Raw genomic sequence first — 17166 nt, forward strand, 5'->3', positions numbered from 1 at the left:
TGGTGTAGCCTTATGCTTAACTCTTATGAGAAACTTTTGACAGGAAAAAGAAAAAGGGGTACTTTAGCAAAAAAATATATTTCATGCTTCCCATTGTGCACTACCAGCAGATCGTTTCTGATTATTTTGCAACAGCCTCCCTGGAAAAAGAACCCGTAAACCTTTATCGTCCCATACACTATATACTGTCACTTGGCGGTAAGCGCATGCGTCCGGTACTGACGCTTATGGCGGCCGATATTTTTGGTGCCGACTGCCGTGAGGCGCTTCCGGCAGCAATAGCGGTAGAGATGTTCCATAATTTTTCGCTGGTGCATGACGATATCATGGATGATGCTCCGCTGCGAAGAGGTAATCAGACGGTACACGAGAAATGGAATCTTAATACAGGTATCCTTTCGGGAGATGCAATGCTGATATTGGCCTACCAGTATTTTGAAGAGTATGAGCCGGTTGTTTTCCGTTCGCTGGCAAAACTGTTCAGCAAAACGGCGCTTGAGGTTTGCGAAGGGCAGCAATGGGATGTCGATTTTGAGATGCGCAACGACGTTACTGAGCCTGAATACCTGAAAATGATAGAGTACAAAACAGCGGTGCTTGTGGCGGCGGCCATGAAAATGGGAGGTATTGTTGCAAAAACATCTGAAGAGAATTGTGACCTTATATATGACTTTGGGCTTAACCTTGGGATAGCCTTCCAGCTTCAGGACGATTACCTTGATGCTTTTGGCGATCCGGCTACGTTTGGCAAGCAGATAGGGGGCGATATTATCGAAAATAAAAAGACGTATCTTTATCTTAAAGCGTTGGCACAAGCTAATGAATTCGAGAAGCAAAATTTGCTGCAATGGTTCTCGGTGCAGCCGGAAGATAACAGCGACAAGATCGTGGCTGTAAAAAATATCTTCAGGCATACCGGTGCTGATGTCACTACAAAACAGGCTATTGAAGACTATACCTATAAAGCTTTTGCAACTTTAGAAAAGCTCGACATACCCGAAGATAAAAAAGCACTCCTGAAAAACTTTGGCGAAAGCCTGATGCAAAGAAATGTATGATGACGTTTACCGCACCTCTTAATACCGATCTGCTATTATCTGAAGCACAAAAAGAGCAGCTTTACATTAAGCTTGTAGAGCAGCTGAATAAAGATTTTACATTGGCGAATGAATCGGTTGATTTTGATACCGAAATCACACCCATTAATCTAAAGCTGGGCGTGCAGGATAAGATATATTACCTTATTCAGCATAAGTTTGCCGAGTACCTGAACCTTCTATACATTATAGACGTGCCCGAAAAAGACATCAAAGCCCTAAACGGCAGCGATATTGCCGAACTTGCTGAGCAGGTAGCTTTTTTAGTGCTGAAAAGGGAATGGCAAAAGGTGTGGTTCAGGAATAGGTATTAGCAACCTATTTCATATTGTTGTGTGTCATTTCGACTGAAGCGCAGCGTAATGGAGAAATCTTGATAGTACTATAAACAATGTGTTTTGAGATTTGTCGACTACATTTCATTTCGCTCGAAATGACAAAACTATTCTATCTTTCTATATCCATGATGTCGCCTTTTTCGAGCATGGCTTTAAGGTCGGTTCTCATGATGGGTACGCTTTCGGTATAGAATGGCTTTTGTAAAAGGTCTTTCAATCCTTCAGTTTTATCGGATATGTATTCATTTTCAAAAAAGTATACTGCATTGCCCTCTACTTTATCCACTTTATAAAGCGTATACTGTTTGTAGGATAGTTTTATCTCATAAATATCACCTTTTTTGGGTGAGAGCACAAGTTCTGCATTTTCATTGTCGTTTCTGATACCTGCGATAATACCCACAAATATAATAATGGCAAAAATACTTAAGCCCGTAAACATCCATATAGGAGCTTTGGCGGTAGATTTCATATCCAGGTAATTATATATGTAGCTTTCGGGGAATTGCTTTTTTTCAAGCACATGGTTGCAGCTGATGCATTCTGTCACGGCTTTTTTTTCGGTAGGGAAAAACGGAATTCCGTATACATGTGCATAGCGCTGCACTATAAACATGTTGATGTTGTTAGGCTCTTTGCAGTTAGCACAGGCTGCTCTTATTTTGCCTTTTGCAATTTCTCTGCCTGCAGTTCCAAATATTATCATGATCTGTTTAGTTTTAGTTAACCGGTGGATTTTCGGGTGCAAATAAAACTATTTAAATCATATTAAAATATGTCGCATTGTTGTGAAAATGTTATGATTAACAGATTAAAAATAAACCCTTACAAATGGTATCCAGGCTTCGCTATATACATAATCATCTTCACTGAACAATACATTGTAACGGATGCCCACGGTTACATTTCCGGTGTTGTAGCCTGCTCCTAAAAACAGTCCCGTGTTCCAGAAATCCCTGCTGTAGGCGTCGTAGTATCCGTAGGGGTCTTTTTCTACATCAAGGTTTACCCTTAGCTCTTCAAGCTCTGCCGATAATTGTATTTCCGGGATTGGATTGAAGAGTGCGATCAGGCTGCCGCCATACATCCATGAGGAGTACAGGTTTTTCTGTTCAGAATAGCTTCCCTGAAGCCCTACGCCAAGGCCAATGTACTGGTTGAACTGGTAAATCGCTCCGGGTGCAAGGGTAACATCGGTATAGCCGCTGCCAAACGATGCGCCAACGGCTCCCCCAAAACGAACATGACTCCAAAAATCGCTTTGCTGTGCATTTACAGCCGTAAAACATGTAAAAAAACCGATAATCAGTGCCGGTTTTGTTATAAAGCTGAAAATGCCTGATTTCATGACTGTAAAGCTTAGATGTTAATGAATATAAATATATAAAAAACACTGAAAGATTATTACAAATATTGTACTTTTGCGTAAAATTTTTTAAAAACTAAGGTCATAAAGACATAATTATGGACAGGTTTTCCTTTTTAAACGCAGCACATACTGCATTTTTCGCAGATTTATACGATCAATATATAGAGAATCCGGACAGCGTAGAGCCAAGCTGGAGAAGTTTTTTCCAGGGGTTTGACTTCGGGTCGGCTAACTATGGTTCTGACTTTGAGACTACTGGCGCGCCTGCACAGGCTGCTCCGGCGGCACAGTCGGGTTCTGACTATTCAGGTGTTCCTGAAAAGATCCAGAAAGAATTTAAGGTGCTAAACCTTATCGAAGGCTACCGTACGCGCGGCCACCTGTTTACCAAAACCAACCCGGTTAGGGATAGGAGGATATTTACCCCTTCATTAGCGCTTGATAATTTCGGCCTTTCTGATGCCGATCTTAATACCGTTTTTGATGCCGGTAAAGAAGTTGGGCTTCAAAATGCTACCCTTGCTCAGATCGTTGACCACTTAAGAAAAATATACTGTCAGCACATTGGTGTTGAGTACATGTATATCCGTGATCCTGAAACAAGAAAATGGATTCAGGACAGGCTTTCGGTTAACGCTAATCAGGCTGCTTTCTCTGCTGATCAGAAGAAGAACATTCTTGGCAAACTTAATGAGGCTGTTTCTTTCGAGAACTTCCTTCATACAAAATATGTTGGACAGAAACGTTTCTCTCTTGAAGGATGTGAGTCGCTTATCCCTGCGCTTGATGCTCTTATTGAGTCGGCAGCAGATCAGGGCGTTGAGCAGTTCGTAATGGGTATGGCTCACCGTGGCCGCCTTAATGTACTTGCTAACGTGTTTGGTAAGTCAACATCGGATATCTTCAGCGAGTTTGACGGTAAAGATTATGACGATGACGCCCTTTTTGATGGCGACGTAAAATACCACCTTGGCCTTACGGCAGATAAAAAAACAAGGAATGGCAAACAGATAAATGTTAACCTTGCGCCAAACCCTTCGCACCTTGAAACTGTAGGTGCAGTTATAGAAGGTATCGCAAGGGCTAAACAAGACAGGCATTATGCCGACGATTTCTCTAAAGTACTACCTATCGCGCTTCACGGTGATGCCGCTGTTGCAGGTCAGGGTATCGTATATGAGATCGTTCAGATGGCAGGCCTTGACGGTTACAGGACAGGCGGAACCATCCACGTTGTGGTGAACAACCAGGTAGGTTTCACGACCAACTATCTTGATGCACGTACGTCTACATACTGTACCGATATTGCTAAAGTTACACTTTCGCCGGTACTTCACGTAAACGCTGACGATGCTGAAGCTGTGGTACACGCTATGCTTTTTGCTCTTGACTACAGGATGCAGTTTGGCGGCGATGTATTCATCGACCTTTTAGGATACAGGAAATATGGCCATAACGAAGGTGATGAGCCTCGTTTCACACAGCCAAAACTATATAAGATCATCGCTAAACATAAAAACCCAAGAGATATCTATGCCGAGAAGCTTATCGCTGATGGTGTTATCGCAGGAGATTATGTAGCCGGTCTTGAAAAAGAATACAAAGCCGTTCTTGAAGAGAACCTTGAAGCTTCAAGAAAGAAAGAGCTTACCATCATTACCCCGTTCATGCAGAACGAGTGGGAAGGCTATGCGCAGGCAGATGCTGATGAGATGCTTAAAAAAGTAAACACGGCTTTCAATAAAGACATACTTACTGATATTGCGAAAGTGATAACAGAACTTCCGTCGGATAAAAAGTTCATAAGCAAGATACAGAAGCTTATCAACGACAGGAAAGTAATGTACTTTGATACTGATAAGCTGGATTGGGCCATGGCCGAATTGCTTGCTTACGGATCACTGCTTACTGAAGGATACGATGTGCGTATGTCAGGACAGGATGTGGAGAGGGGAACATTCTCTCACCGTCATGCAGTAGTTAAAGTAGAAGATTCTGAAGAGGAGGTAATCCTTTTAAATAACCTGAAAGACCAGAAAGGTAAATTCCATATTTACAACTCACTGCTTTCAGAATATGGTGTTGTAGGCTTTGACTACGGTTATGCCCTTGCAAGCCCTAAAACACTTACCATCTGGGAAGCGCAGTTTGGTGACTTCTCTAACGGTGCACAGATCATGCTTGACCAGTACATCTCGGCTGCCGAAGATAAATGGAACAACCAGAACGGACTTGTGATGCTATTGCCTCACGGTTACGAAGGCCAGGGTGCTGAGCACTCTTCGGCACGTATGGAGCGTTACCTTCAGCTTTGTGCAAACCACAACATGTATGTGGCAGACTGTACAACGCCGGCTAACTTCTTCCACTTGTTGAGAAGGCAGATGAAAACAACGTTCCGCAAACCGCTTATCGTGTTTACACCTAAGAGCTTGCTGCGTCACCCATTAGTGGTTTCTACCGTTGATGAGTTTGCAAACGGAAGCTTCCAGGAAGTGATCAACGATCCAGCAGCAGATGCTAAAAAAGTAAAAACACTTGTATTCTGTACAGGTAAATTCTACTACGACCTTATCGCTGAGAGAGAAAACCTTAAGCGTGATGATGTTGCTGTAGTGAGAATAGAGCAGTTATTCCCGTTACCGGTAGAGCAGCTGAAAGAAATTATCGCTCAATATCCTAATGCCGATGATTATGTATGGGCACAGGAAGAGCCAAGGAACATGGGTGCTTATAGCTTCATGCTTATGAACTTTACAGAAGTGAAGTTAAGGCTTGCAGCCCTTAAAGCATACAGTGCGCCTGCAGCGGGTAGCTACACACGTTCTAAAAAACGTCACGCAGCGGCCATTGCCATGGTTTTTGACAAAAACTTATTTAATTAATTATCGTACTTTTGATATTTCAAAAAAGATAGGAACACCAATAAAATTATACTGACATGATTTTAGAAATGAAAGTCCCTTCACCGGGGGAGTCGATTACAGAGGTTGAGATCGCAACATGGCTTGTAAAAGACGGAGATTATGTAGAAAAAGATCAAGCAATTGCCGAAGTTGATTCAGATAAAGCAACACTAGAGCTTCCTGCTGAAGTTAGTGGTATCATTACCCTTAAAGCAGAAGAAGGTGACGCAGTAAAAGTAGGGCAGGTTGTTTGCCTTATCGATACTGACGGTGCTAAACCTGAAGGTGCAGCTGCCCCTGCAGCAGAAAAAGCTCCTGAAGCTCCTAAAGCTGAAGAGAAAAAAGAAGAACCTAAAGCGGCTCCGGCTCCGGCTGCCCCTGCAAGCTATGCTGCAGGAACACCATCTCCGGCTGCTAAGAAAATACTTGACGAGAAAAATATTGCTACTTCTGACGTTGCCGGTACAGGCAAAGGCGGAAGGATAACTAAAGACGATGCTGTAAATGCAGTACCGTCTATGGGTACTCCTACAGGTGGTAACCGTAGTTCTGAGCGTACTAAGCTTTCTATGCTTCGCAGGAAAGTGGCTGAGCGTCTTGTTGCGGCTAAAAATGAAACAGCTATGCTTACCACGTTCAACGAGGTAAACATGACACCTATAAACAACGTAAGGAATGAGTACAAAGATGCATTCAAAGCAAAACACAACGGTGTTGGCCTTGGTTACATGTCTTTCTTTACAAAAGCAGTAGTAAGAGCTCTTGAGCTTTTCCCTGATGTTAACTCGATGATGGACGGTGATTATAAAGTTGCTTACGATTTTGCTGACATCTCTATCGCTGTATCAGGCCCTAAAGGACTTATGGTACCTGTAGTTAGAAACGCAGAGACACTTACTTTCCGTGGTATTGAGGCAGAGATCAAACGTCTTGCACTTCGTGCACGTGACGGTCAGATCACTGTAGACGATATGACAGGAGGTACTTTTACTATAACTAACGGTGGTGTATTCGGAAGCATGCTTTCTACACCTATCATCAACCCTCCGCAGTCGGGTATCCTTGGTATGCACAATATCATCGAGCGTCCTATCGCTGTAAACGGTAAGGTTGAGATCCACCCAATGATGTATGTGGCGCTTTCTTATGACCACAGGATCATTGACGGACGTGAGTCAGTTGGTTTCCTTGTAGCAGTTAAAGAAGGTTTAGAAAACCCTGTAGAACTGCTTATGGACAACAATCCTAAAAAAGCACTTGAGCTATAGTCTCAGCTTGATATATACAAAGAACCCCGCTCATTGAGTGGGGTTTTGTTTTTATGCAGCGATAAAAATCTGTATAATTTTTATGGCAGTGCATCTATTAATGCGATGAGTTGAGCTTCGGTGATGCTGTTAAGATCGGCATTAGTAATAGTGATGATTCCATCTTCTACTATGGTTGCAGCCTTTATTGCATATATCCACTCTCCATCCTGTTCCGACACAAAGATCACATAACATTCAAGTCCGATTGGGATTTGTCCGTAATGCTCGGTAAAAAGTTCCAGGTCCTCATCATAAGTGTCTAATGATGCCAGTGCGTTAGTTTCGCCCACGTAGGCAAGAAAAATGGCACTGTTAGTATTGTCATATCCTTCAGGAACATCTACGTATATGGTGGTTTTTGGCCTTGGGTCGTTATAAAAACGGTCTACATTCGTCCATCCAAAGTGGTTGAAGTAGCAATAGTAGTTACCGCCTTCGGTACCTACGCCGGCTTCCTGCTGTCCCTGCGGATTCTCATTGTTTACTTCGTCCCATACAAGGTCTCCATTCTCATCTATTCCACCAAACCACAGGCTCATCTCGTTGTCCTGTCCGCCAGTAAGCGTTGCCGGAACCATAAGCTGCATGCCGCAGCTCATTTCAAGCTGTACGCCGCCCTGGGTGGCATTAATATAAAACTCACCACCCGATATCAGCATTCCTTTGTCTCCGTTTGGCATAAGTCCCATAGTAGGCTTATTGGCGGTTAGCATATTTCCGCGGTTAAATACTTCTGCATATTCTACATCTACGGTGCCGGTAACCGGATTTCCGTTTTTGCTAAGGCAGCCGGGGTATAATGTTATTGTAACTCCTTTCTCTGAAGTAAGCGTTACCATGCTTTGTGAAGCATCGAAAGTGAATTCCTGTTTTATATTTTCAAGGGCACTGTCCTGCAGGGCATTGAATTGTGCAGCTGTTGGGACTTCAGGTGCTTCGGGCACTTCAGGATTAGTTGGGTTTTCAGGCGTGTTTTCAACGAGAGTTATATCTACAGGTTCATATTCGCAGGCCGTTAATAACGAAAAAAGGGTGAAGGCAGACAAGAGTAAGATTTTCCTTTTCATGATCGTATTTATAAGTTGGTTTATGTTCAGTGAAAGGTTGTGCTTTTACTGTAAACAACTTATTTTGAAAATACCCTACTAAGACTTCGAAGCAGAAAAACAAAACCCCGATATATACTATCGGGGTTTATCAGATATATGTAGATGCCCTTTGTTAGATAATGATTATCATGAAAGGGTTTGTGTATCAGATAGATGATTAAAAAGTGTAAAGGTTGCTTATGAAAAAAAATATTTTTCCTTATTGCTTCATGGCCTCAATATCCGAAGCAACTGAACTATGAGTACGTATGGTGAAAAGATCAACCGAATAGTTTGCTGGTTCGGCAATGCTGCTAACACGGGCGTAAAGTTCCTGATTGTACTTCGTAGTGTTCATAAATTTTGCAGGCTTCTGGATGGTGTTAGAATTTAGGTCGGCATCTTTAAAAGTTAGATGGTATGTAATCTTATAATCTTCTTCATCCAGTCCTTCAAGTAGTGAATAAGTGTTAAATGTAAGGTCAAATACAGCGAATCCGTCATTGTCTTTGTCACTGACATAAAGGTCCTGTGGTGTTTCGATAGTAGTCTGGGCATAAGTCATTGTTCCAAACAATAAACTAATTAGTAGTGCTTTCATTTTTAGTAAGATGTGTGTAGTATTTAGTATAAGACGCAAAAGTATTATAAAGGTTGCGTAGAATTATGCTTACAAAGTTAAATTTTGGTGTAAAGCTGTTTTAAGGCTGAGGCAGTTGTCCAATCCATGCAGCTAGTGATAATAGCAATTTATTCATTTGAGTTTAGTTTAAGTAGTTGTATAACAGTTAAGTCAGGAAATCCCCTACTTATTAAATGTTAAAAGACCCGTACAATGACGGGTCTTAGTATTTGTATAGTGATATTTTATTATTCTTTAATGATTTTTATAATTTTCGAGGTACTTCCCGATGTTACTGTAACGAAGTAAACGCCTTTGCTAATTGATGAAACATCAACCTGGGCGCTGTTGCTGTTTATGGCTTGGGTAAATACTTTTTGCCCTAAAGCATTAGTAACCTTAATGCTGTCAATGCTGTTTGCATTTTCAATGTTCAGGGTGCTGGCTGTTGGGTTAGGATAATGTTTCATTGCATTGAAAGTGTCTTTTTGAAAGCCCATAATAATGCTGTAAACTTTAACAGCCAGTCGATCTGCGCTTTCCTGGCCCGCTATTGTCTGTGTGGCATAGTAAGTCGTATCGTTGGTCAATTCAGTAGACATTGATAAAGGGGCGTCACTTGTTTCGGTCGCATACCACTGAATGTTTTCGCCTTCTACCGGAATATTGGCAAGCGTGTCACCTAACTCATAGCCAAACAATGTTTCGCCTGTAGGGACAGGGGTAACATAGTTGCCAGGGAGAACTGTAATTTCTATCGAACTGGTGTTGATACATCCTGTAATAGAATTAAGAACCCTGTAATATAATACCACAGATTGGTTAACGGTATATGGGAATAGGGCAGGCATTGTAAGGCTTTCGTCAGTAAAAAAATCTGCTTCAAATACAGGAAGAGGATTCAATGCCGAAACCGGGTTTAATACTGCCTCTAAGGCCATATTTATGCTGCCATCCTCCGGATCTTCATCGTTATTATCGATAATGCTTATCGCTAATGGGGTTGCTACCGGAGCCGGATTTACACTAATATTGAAATGTCCGGTTTCATAGTTGTTTTCACCTGTCATTTCGGTTACGCGGACATAGATCGTTTGCTGGTTTTGGACAATGTTTATATAGCTTTGGGGACTTGCAATAGCATTTACATTCTCCTCGGCATCATCCGGTGTTTCATGATATGTAATCGAATAGTTGTTTGGGCTCTCTTCTTCCAGGATCATTGCGTCATAACTGGTCAGGTCAAAAAGTGCAAATCCATCGGAGTTAATGTCGCACATTACCATATCAGGCAGTTGATCAACGTTTGTCTGGGCATTGGCCATAAATCCCAAAAGAAGGAAAAGTAGTAGTTTTTTCATAATCGTTTAGTTTAAGTTTTGGCTAAAATAGCAAAAAAAATCTTACATATAGTTTTGTGTCTAAATAAATAACCCTCTGAATATTAGTTCAAAGGGTCAGATGCTTTATTGTGTGAAAAACTATTCTTTAATAATTTTCAAGATCTTCGATGCGCTTCCTGAGGTCACGGTAACGAAGTAAACACCTTTATTAAGCGATGAAACATCAATCTGGGCGCTGTTGCTGTTTATGGCTTGGGTAAATATTTTTTGCCCTAAAGTATTGGTAACAGATATAGCATCAATGCCATTTATGTTTTCAATGTTCAGGCTGCTGGCTGCTGGATTAGGGTAATAGTGAAGGCTGCTGAAAGTATTATCTGCAATGCCGGCAGTAAGATGTACGGTTACACCCAGACGGTTGTTGCTTTCGGTATTGTTAATGGTTTGCGCTGCGAAATATGTCGTTCCATCAACCAGTATGGTGCTCATGTTTAGAGGGGTGTCGCCTTCTGAAGTTTCGTACCACTGAATATTCTCGCCTTCCACTTCAAGGTCGGCAAGAGTGTCGCCCTGAGTGAAAGTCTGTTCTGCTTCTCCGGTAGGTGGAGGTGGTAGGAAGGGTTCTGATTGTATTGTAACGGTTAAACTACCTGTTGAATAGCACGAAGTAACAGTGCTCACAACCCTCACATACAGAGTTTGGCTGTATGGGGTTATGTTGATATAGCTTTCAGGATTAGGGATAGCATTAACACCCATTGCGGCATCATTTGGAGTCTCATGAAAAGAAATTACAACATTAGGGTTGCTGCCTAAAATGTCGTCGTTGTAAATGGTGAGGTCTATAGTTGTAAATCCTATTTCGGCTGCGTTGTTGTCATATATAGTAATATCCGGGGTCTCCGGTACTGGCGGTTTTGGCATTACAGTAAGAGCAATTGCAGCTACTGAATGCGAGGATGGATTTGCTGTTTCTATGACGCTCGCATATACAGTGCTATTGACAGAATAATAATTTTCCGGATTAGGCATTGCATTTAAACCATATTCTGCGGAAGCCTGTGTATGGTGATATGTTATGGTATAAAGCGCCGGGTTGTCTACCATTACAGCGTTGTTTACCGTGAGGTCGAAAAAAGCATGTCCATCATAATTAGCTTCACACGCGGTAAGGTCGTCAGGCTGATTAATGGCGGGCTGTGCGTAGGCCATAGTTCCTAAAAGGAGCAGGAGTAGTAATTTTTTCATAAAAAATGGTTTAGTTGATTTATTATAAGGTGTCTAAATTAACAAAAGGTTGCGTGAGTTGTCACTTATTTAAATAAAAAATCCCTGAATATGTATTCAGGGATTTAAAAATATGATTTAAGAGGAATTACTCTTTAATAATTTTAATGGTTGTTGACGCACCTTCTGAAGTGACTGTAACAAAATATACACCTCTGCTTATTGATGATGTATCTATCTGGGCTTTATTGCTTTTTATTGTTTTGGCAAAAACTTTTTGCCCCAACGCATTTGCAACCGTAACCTTCTCAATTTCGTTTGTGTTTTCAATATTCAGTATGCCAGTTACCGGGTTAGGGTAGTATAGCAGCGAAGCAAATGTATTGCTGTTAGTACTTAATACAAGATTAACGGAAACAGCAAGGCGGTCTGTGCTTTCTACTTCATTGATAGTTTGCGATGCATAATACGTGTTGCCGTCAACAAGTACCGTTGTAAAAGGCAGTAATTGAACAGAAGAATTATCCGCATACCATTTAATGTTTTCTCCTGTAACTTCAAGATTGGCAAGAGTCTCACCTTCGGTAAATGATTGTTCAGTTGCGCCGGTTGGAGCAGGTGTGAAAGGTATAGCTATTGCAACTACTGTAACGGCAAGACGGTCTGTGCTTTCTATCTCATTGATGGTCTGTGATGCATAATAAGTGTACCCATCTGCCAAAAGTGTTGTTGCAGGTAGTGATTGGGTAGAAGAGCTGTCGGTATACCATTTAATGTTTTCGCCTGTTACGTCAAGATCGGCAAGGGTTTCACCTTCGCTAAATGTTTGTTCAGCCGGGCCTGTTGGCGGTGCAACTGTAGTTACGATCTCATTAACTATAATCGTAAGCCTTTGGATACTCTCAAGTCCGTTCACTGTTTGCGAAGCCGAATATGAAGCACCATCAGTAAGAAGCGTGTTAGATGGTAATGCTACTGTGGCTTCATTGTTATTATACCATTTGATGTTTTCGCCGGTAATTTCCAGGTCGTCAAGTGTTTCTCCGCTGTAAAAATCCTGCTGGGTTGGGCCGGTTGGAGCCGGTACTTCTTCGGCAAAATTTACAGTTACGGCAAACCTTACAAAACTTTCTATGTTGTATATCTTTTTGGCGGCATAATAGGTGGTTCCGCTCACCAATGGTGTTGTTAATGGCAGCGGAATCTCAGGTTCGCTATCTTCGTTGTCATTGTTGCTAAAAGGAGCCAAAAGAGGTTCTCCGGGATTAGCATACCAGGTAACATCATCATTCATTTCTATATCGGCCAAAGTCTGTCCCGGGCCAAAATCCTGGTTTGTATCGCCTGTTGGCGCCGGGACGTTGCCCGAAGCTGCGGTTCCGCCGGTTTGCTCAAGTTTTATGTAGGCGTCAGTTTGGATATTACTAACTAATACAACATAAAATTCGCCCGCCACGCTTCCGGTAATCGTGAATTTACCAATAGGACCCGCACTACTACAGCGTATAATCCTGGAAGATGATAAATTTTCGCAACCTTGCTCGGTACTGCTAAAAGGCCCCCATACTAAATAAGCAGGATAAGTTCTGTCTTGCCCTATAGGGTCACCCTGAGGGCTATACTGGCTATTCATTGAGATTGTATATTCAATGTCGCCCGGATTTGTAATGTTTACAGAAAACCATTTGGCATTTGTAGCATCGATAAGGCAGTCAACTCCTTCTACATACGGCACGATGTCATTAGGCGCAAATACATATTCATTGTAACCGCTTAAAAGATTTTCAGGATTACTGCATGTTGCCGGTGTGGTAATGCAAAGTTCTACAGGAAGATTGGTATATGGGTTAGTTGAAGATGTCTGTATTCTGATCATATAAGTTTGACCTACCGTGAAATTGTGCGTGGATGAAGTATATTGTGGGTAGGTATTACAATCATAATCAAGCGAGATGCAATTGTCTCCTGTAAAAATGCTATAACTTTTTTGGTATGGATCGGTTATAGATATTGTATGGCGGGAATTGGTAGCTGTAAATTTTACCCATAGATCTCTAAGGCCTGCATTACAAACAGGTATGTCAGAAGGTTGTGTGTTTGCCAGGTTTGCTGTATAGGCCAGCTCACATTCTGAGCCGGAATTAACAGGTACAACAATAGCGTTAGCACAGTTGTCATTTGCAATTGGTTGAGGGGTAGTAACGGCTATTTCGAAGGTTTTTAACTCTCCGGGCTGATCAGAATAAGCCTGCACTCTTATATAGTATGTCTGTCCAATGGTAAGTCCCGGAGCATAATTGTTATTAAGAGTAATAGCATTTGAACATAGTATCGATGAGCAATCAGCTGCAGGGTAAATGCCTAACAATGCAGACCCATACATATCAATATAATGTAATGTAGATGTAGCAGTAAACTTATACCACAAATCTTTGTATGTGCCACATCCGGTTGATGGGTTGATAGGTGTAAATGACGCAAGCTGTAGTGAACCGTGTTCGTAGTTTAGAGGTTCTTCTCCAGGGCTTACTGCAAGTACTATGGCGTTGCTGCATTCGTCATTTGCTGCCAATACAGGTGTGCCGATACAAATAGTGAATTCGTTTGGATTATACAGGGAGCCATAACCTTTTGTTATTCTGATAGTGTAAGTATTGCCAATAGTCAGATTAGAGGCGATGCTGTTTCCGTCTGTCACGCTATACATGTAGGTAAGTGCGCCGCAGTCTGCGCCGGAGTATAGTATGTGAGTAATATCGTGGCTACCGGCAATGTTGATATGATGCCTTGTTGCGGTTGCTGTAAACTTGTACCATACATCTTCTTTTATGCTTTGAAATAATAAAGCAGGATCTGTAGATTTTGTAGCGCCAAATAAAGTTCCGTTTACAGAGGAAGTGCATATAAGTCCCGCATTAACAGGTAGTATTAGAGCAGCAGAGCATTCATCATTTGCAGGTGCCGGATCAGGTTCAGTGATGCAGATTTTGAAAGAATTTAGTACTTCAGAAGCTGTTGAATAATACTCTTTCATTAGCCTTAAATTGTAAACGGTTCCCGGTGTGAGCCCGGAAATAACAGGCTCTCCAGCAGGATGGTAATTGCCTTTAAAGGTTAAAGCTCCGCAGACTCCATCATATATTTGAAAACCTCCAATATCAACGCCTTCAATATCCGTAATGAACACTTTTTGTGTTGTATGTGTTGCTGTAAACTGATACCATACATCCTCATAAACTGACCATATTGAATCTGGTACATCTGTTGATGCTGTGGCTGAAGATAGTGTGCCTGTTACCGGCTGTATGCATCCTGAAAGAGGATTTACAATAAGCAATGTTGGGTTTGAGCAATTGTCGTTAACAGGTGCAGCAGGAGGTGTTAGCAATGCAATTGTAACATTATTTAAAATTACAGGAGTGTTATCATAATAAACATAAACCCTTAGTTTATAAGACTGTCCTATTGTCAGATTGTCAAGAGTGATCTTAGAGTTTGTAAAAGCCTTATTGCAGTATACCTGAGATAATGTGCCGCAGCTTCCTGTATATAATGCTATTTGTGGGTCTGTTGAATTAGTTGTGTTTCCGGATTGTCTAACCAAATAATGTGTGGTATTTGTCGCGGTAAAAGTATACCAGACATCTCTAAAGACAAAAGTTGATGCGCAGCTTAATCCTTCGGTAGAATCGCTTGCAACGGTAAGATTCACGCTGGTAGTGTTGGTTGGCTCCATATTCTGATTAAGAGCAATTGGTTGCGCGCTGGCACAAGTATCGTTGGTTACATCCAAAACGCTTGAAACGCAAAGAGTAAAATCATAATCAGAATCAGCTCCTACTCTTATCATATATTCTTGTCCAATTGTCAGTCCGGAGAATCTGGGATAGGCGCAGGTAACCAGCGTAGGGTTGTTATAATCGCCTGTGAACAATGAAATTGAAGCCTGATAGCCATTTGAAAGCAGACATGTTACAACATGTGCCTGACTGATAGCTGTGAATTTATACCATACATCCTGGTTACTCGACATGCATCCTGTTGTATTTGGTGACTTTGTTGCTGCTACAGTTGTGCCGTTAATTTGTTGGGTACATTCCAAAGAAGAGCTTGCAGAAATTTGTATTGCATTAGGACAATTGTCATTAACAGGTGTTACTGGGGTTGTAATGCAAAGTTTAAATGTTGAGAATTCAGAAAGAGGCTCTGAGAGACTGACTCTTATCTTATAGGTTTGTCCAATAACGTAATCAAGAGTGCTTTTACTGCCATAACACGGTGATACGGATGTAGCACTTCCGGTACAGTCATAATTACTGAAAACGCTATGGCTCAAAGTAGTTGTGCCTCCTGTTATATTTGATAGGTTAATGACATGTCTTGTGCTGGTGGCGACAAATGTATACCAAACGTCCTTGTTGTAAATTCCGCAGGCTGATGACACCGGCGTGTTTGTTGCCCCGCCAATTGTTACTTCTACAGATTCTGTGCATTCGGGTGTGGTACCTGCAACTACACTTGTGGCATTAGCACAGGTGTCATTAACAGGGGGTATAGATGGTATTGAACCTACACATATGTTAAATGAAATATTACTGCTGTTTACCCCTGTTACACAAATTTTATAGTTCTGGCCCGGTACGAAAGAGCTGTAATAATAGTCGAAGTTATTACTATAACTGCTACATCTTACAACAGTAGGTGCTGAGCAGTTGCCGCTAAATAGTGAAAATTTAAGGTAGCCCTCGCTTGGACCAACTACATTGCTAAACCAAATGTAATGTGTAGTGCTTGTTGCGGTAAATTCATACCATAAATCTTTGGCACCACCTGAGCAGGTCGGGGTTGTAAAAGGGGATGCATTTCTAAGGTCGCCCGGTACGCCTCCGGTACAGTTTGGCGATGCTGACGGTATTATGATAGTAGGTGTAGGACAGCTGTCATTTTCGGGAATATCATTGCTTAAGGTTACCGTAAATGATGATGGAGCAGCTGATGCGCCTGACCATGCCGAAGCTCTGATCATATACGTTTGGCCAGGAGTAAGGCTGGAGAATATACCATTAACAGGAAAGCAAGTCACAACGGTTAATGACTGACATGTTCCTGTGTAAAGGGAATATTTCAGGTAGTTAATGCTACCGGTTATATTGCTTGTTACTATTTTATGTCTTGAACTTGTGGCTACGAACTTAAACCAGACATCTTCCAGGTTTCCTGTATTACAGTTATCGTTTTGCACACTTGCGGTTGCCTGATAAAGTGTTGATGTGGTTGTGGCACTATTTTGAGCGTAGTACGGGTTAGCCGTAAGGGTAATTGCATTAGAACAATCGTCATTTACAGGTGGGGCGGGGGGAGTAGTAATGTTTATATTAAATGTGGTGGTTTGTCCGGAAACAAGCGTGGCAGAATATATCCTTATCTTATAGGTCTGGCCAATGGTCAGTCCTCTGGCAGTGCTGCTATTAGGATCACTGCAATACTTTTGTATTAATGTACCGCAATTGTTTCCCTCATAAACAACGTGGTTTAAATCCAGGGTACTGCCTTCAGTATCAGTAATGTTAATGTGGTGTGAGGTATGTGTTGCTGTAAACTGATACCATACATCGTCATCATCTGCACCGGCACAAGTGTTAGCTTCGGCAGATGCGGTTGCTCCTGCAATTGTTCCGGGTGTAGTAAAGGTAAGGGTAAGGTTAGGGTTAATTTGCAATACTGTAGCATTGCTGCAATTGTCATTAGCTAGCTGTGCAGTAGTAATGAAAGGTACTGTCATTAATAACAGTACGAAAAGATATTTTTTCATATAGTTGGATTGGTGGCTTCAAAAATATGAAAAAAACCTTACTAAAAAACGCTT

11 protein-coding genes are annotated in these 17166 nt (G+C 41.7%); 4 read left to right on the forward strand and 7 right to left on the reverse strand.

Features of this window, described 5'->3' with window-relative positions; all coding sequences use genetic code 11:
• Positions 1 to 83 precede the first annotated feature (83 nt).
• Together ACX0HA_RS01340 and ACX0HA_RS01345 are read left to right on the forward strand one after the other, a co-directional pair.
• Positions 84 to 1058 carry a polyprenyl synthetase family protein gene (locus ACX0HA_RS01340; protein ID WP_458843467.1) on the forward strand — a complete coding sequence of 325 codons (975 nt, stop codon included), beginning with the start codon at positions 84 to 86 and terminating at the stop codon, positions 1056 to 1058.
• Entirely contained in the window at positions 1058 to 1411 is a 354-nt protein-coding gene (locus ACX0HA_RS01345; RefSeq protein ID WP_458843649.1) for a hypothetical protein, read from the forward strand. Before ACX0HA_RS01340 ends, ACX0HA_RS01345 begins: the two co-directional genes overlap by 1 nt.
• Before the next feature lie 133 nt (positions 1412 to 1544).
• Here ACX0HA_RS01345 and ACX0HA_RS01350 read toward each other — a convergent pair whose 3' ends face one another.
• Together ACX0HA_RS01350 and ACX0HA_RS01355 are read right to left on the reverse strand one after the other, a co-directional pair.
• On the reverse strand, positions 1545 to 2141 hold the full coding sequence (locus tag ACX0HA_RS01350; RefSeq protein ID WP_458843468.1) for a hypothetical protein: 597 nt from the start codon (positions 2139 to 2141) through the stop codon (positions 1545 to 1547).
• Positions 2142 to 2246: 105 nt separating this feature from the next.
• The gene (locus tag ACX0HA_RS01355) at positions 2247 to 2783 is read right to left on the reverse strand and encodes a hypothetical protein (protein WP_458843469.1); all 537 of its coding nucleotides are present in this window, start codon (positions 2781 to 2783) and stop codon (positions 2247 to 2249) included.
• Between the two features lie 116 nt (positions 2784 to 2899).
• On the opposite strand from ACX0HA_RS01355, the gene ACX0HA_RS01360 reads away from it, so the two are divergent.
• Together ACX0HA_RS01360 and odhB are read left to right on the forward strand one after the other, a co-directional pair.
• A complete protein-coding gene (locus ACX0HA_RS01360; RefSeq protein WP_458843470.1) occupies positions 2900 to 5689 on the forward strand; it encodes a 2-oxoglutarate dehydrogenase E1 component in 2790 nt (929 codons plus the stop codon).
• A 56-nt stretch (positions 5690 to 5745) separates the two neighbouring features.
• Positions 5746 to 6978 carry a 2-oxoglutarate dehydrogenase complex dihydrolipoyllysine-residue succinyltransferase gene (odhB, locus tag ACX0HA_RS01365; RefSeq protein ID WP_458843471.1) on the forward strand — a complete coding sequence of 411 codons (1233 nt, stop codon included), beginning with the start codon at positions 5746 to 5748 and terminating at the stop codon, positions 6976 to 6978.
• A gap of 80 nt (positions 6979 to 7058) precedes the next feature.
• Here the strand turns inward: odhB and ACX0HA_RS01370 are convergent, their stop codons facing one another.
• The 5 genes from ACX0HA_RS01370 to ACX0HA_RS01390 form a co-directional block, all read right to left on the reverse strand.
• Positions 7059 to 8087: a hypothetical protein gene (locus ACX0HA_RS01370; protein WP_458843472.1), complete on the reverse strand. Its 1029-nt coding sequence runs from the start codon at positions 8085 to 8087 to the stop codon at positions 7059 to 7061.
• A 241-nt stretch (positions 8088 to 8328) separates the two neighbouring features.
• On the reverse strand, positions 8329 to 8709 hold the full coding sequence (locus ACX0HA_RS01375) for a hypothetical protein (RefSeq protein ID WP_458843473.1): 381 nt from the start codon (positions 8707 to 8709) through the stop codon (positions 8329 to 8331).
• Positions 8710 to 8978: 269 nt separating this feature from the next.
• The gene (locus ACX0HA_RS01380; protein ID WP_458843474.1) at positions 8979 to 10091 is read right to left on the reverse strand and encodes a T9SS type A sorting domain-containing protein; all 1113 of its coding nucleotides are present in this window, start codon (positions 10089 to 10091) and stop codon (positions 8979 to 8981) included.
• Positions 10092 to 10211: 120 nt separating this feature from the next.
• Positions 10212 to 11321, reverse strand: coding sequence for a T9SS type A sorting domain-containing protein (locus tag ACX0HA_RS01385; protein ID WP_458843475.1), 1110 nt, complete (start codon positions 11319 to 11321; stop codon positions 10212 to 10214).
• A gap of 127 nt (positions 11322 to 11448) precedes the next feature.
• Positions 11449 to 17112 carry a T9SS type A sorting domain-containing protein gene (locus ACX0HA_RS01390; protein ID WP_458843476.1) on the reverse strand — a complete coding sequence of 1888 codons (5664 nt, stop codon included), beginning with the start codon at positions 17110 to 17112 and terminating at the stop codon, positions 11449 to 11451.
• Between the last annotated feature and the right edge of the window lie 54 nt (positions 17113 to 17166).

The organism is Flavobacterium hauense, assembly GCF_054457175.1.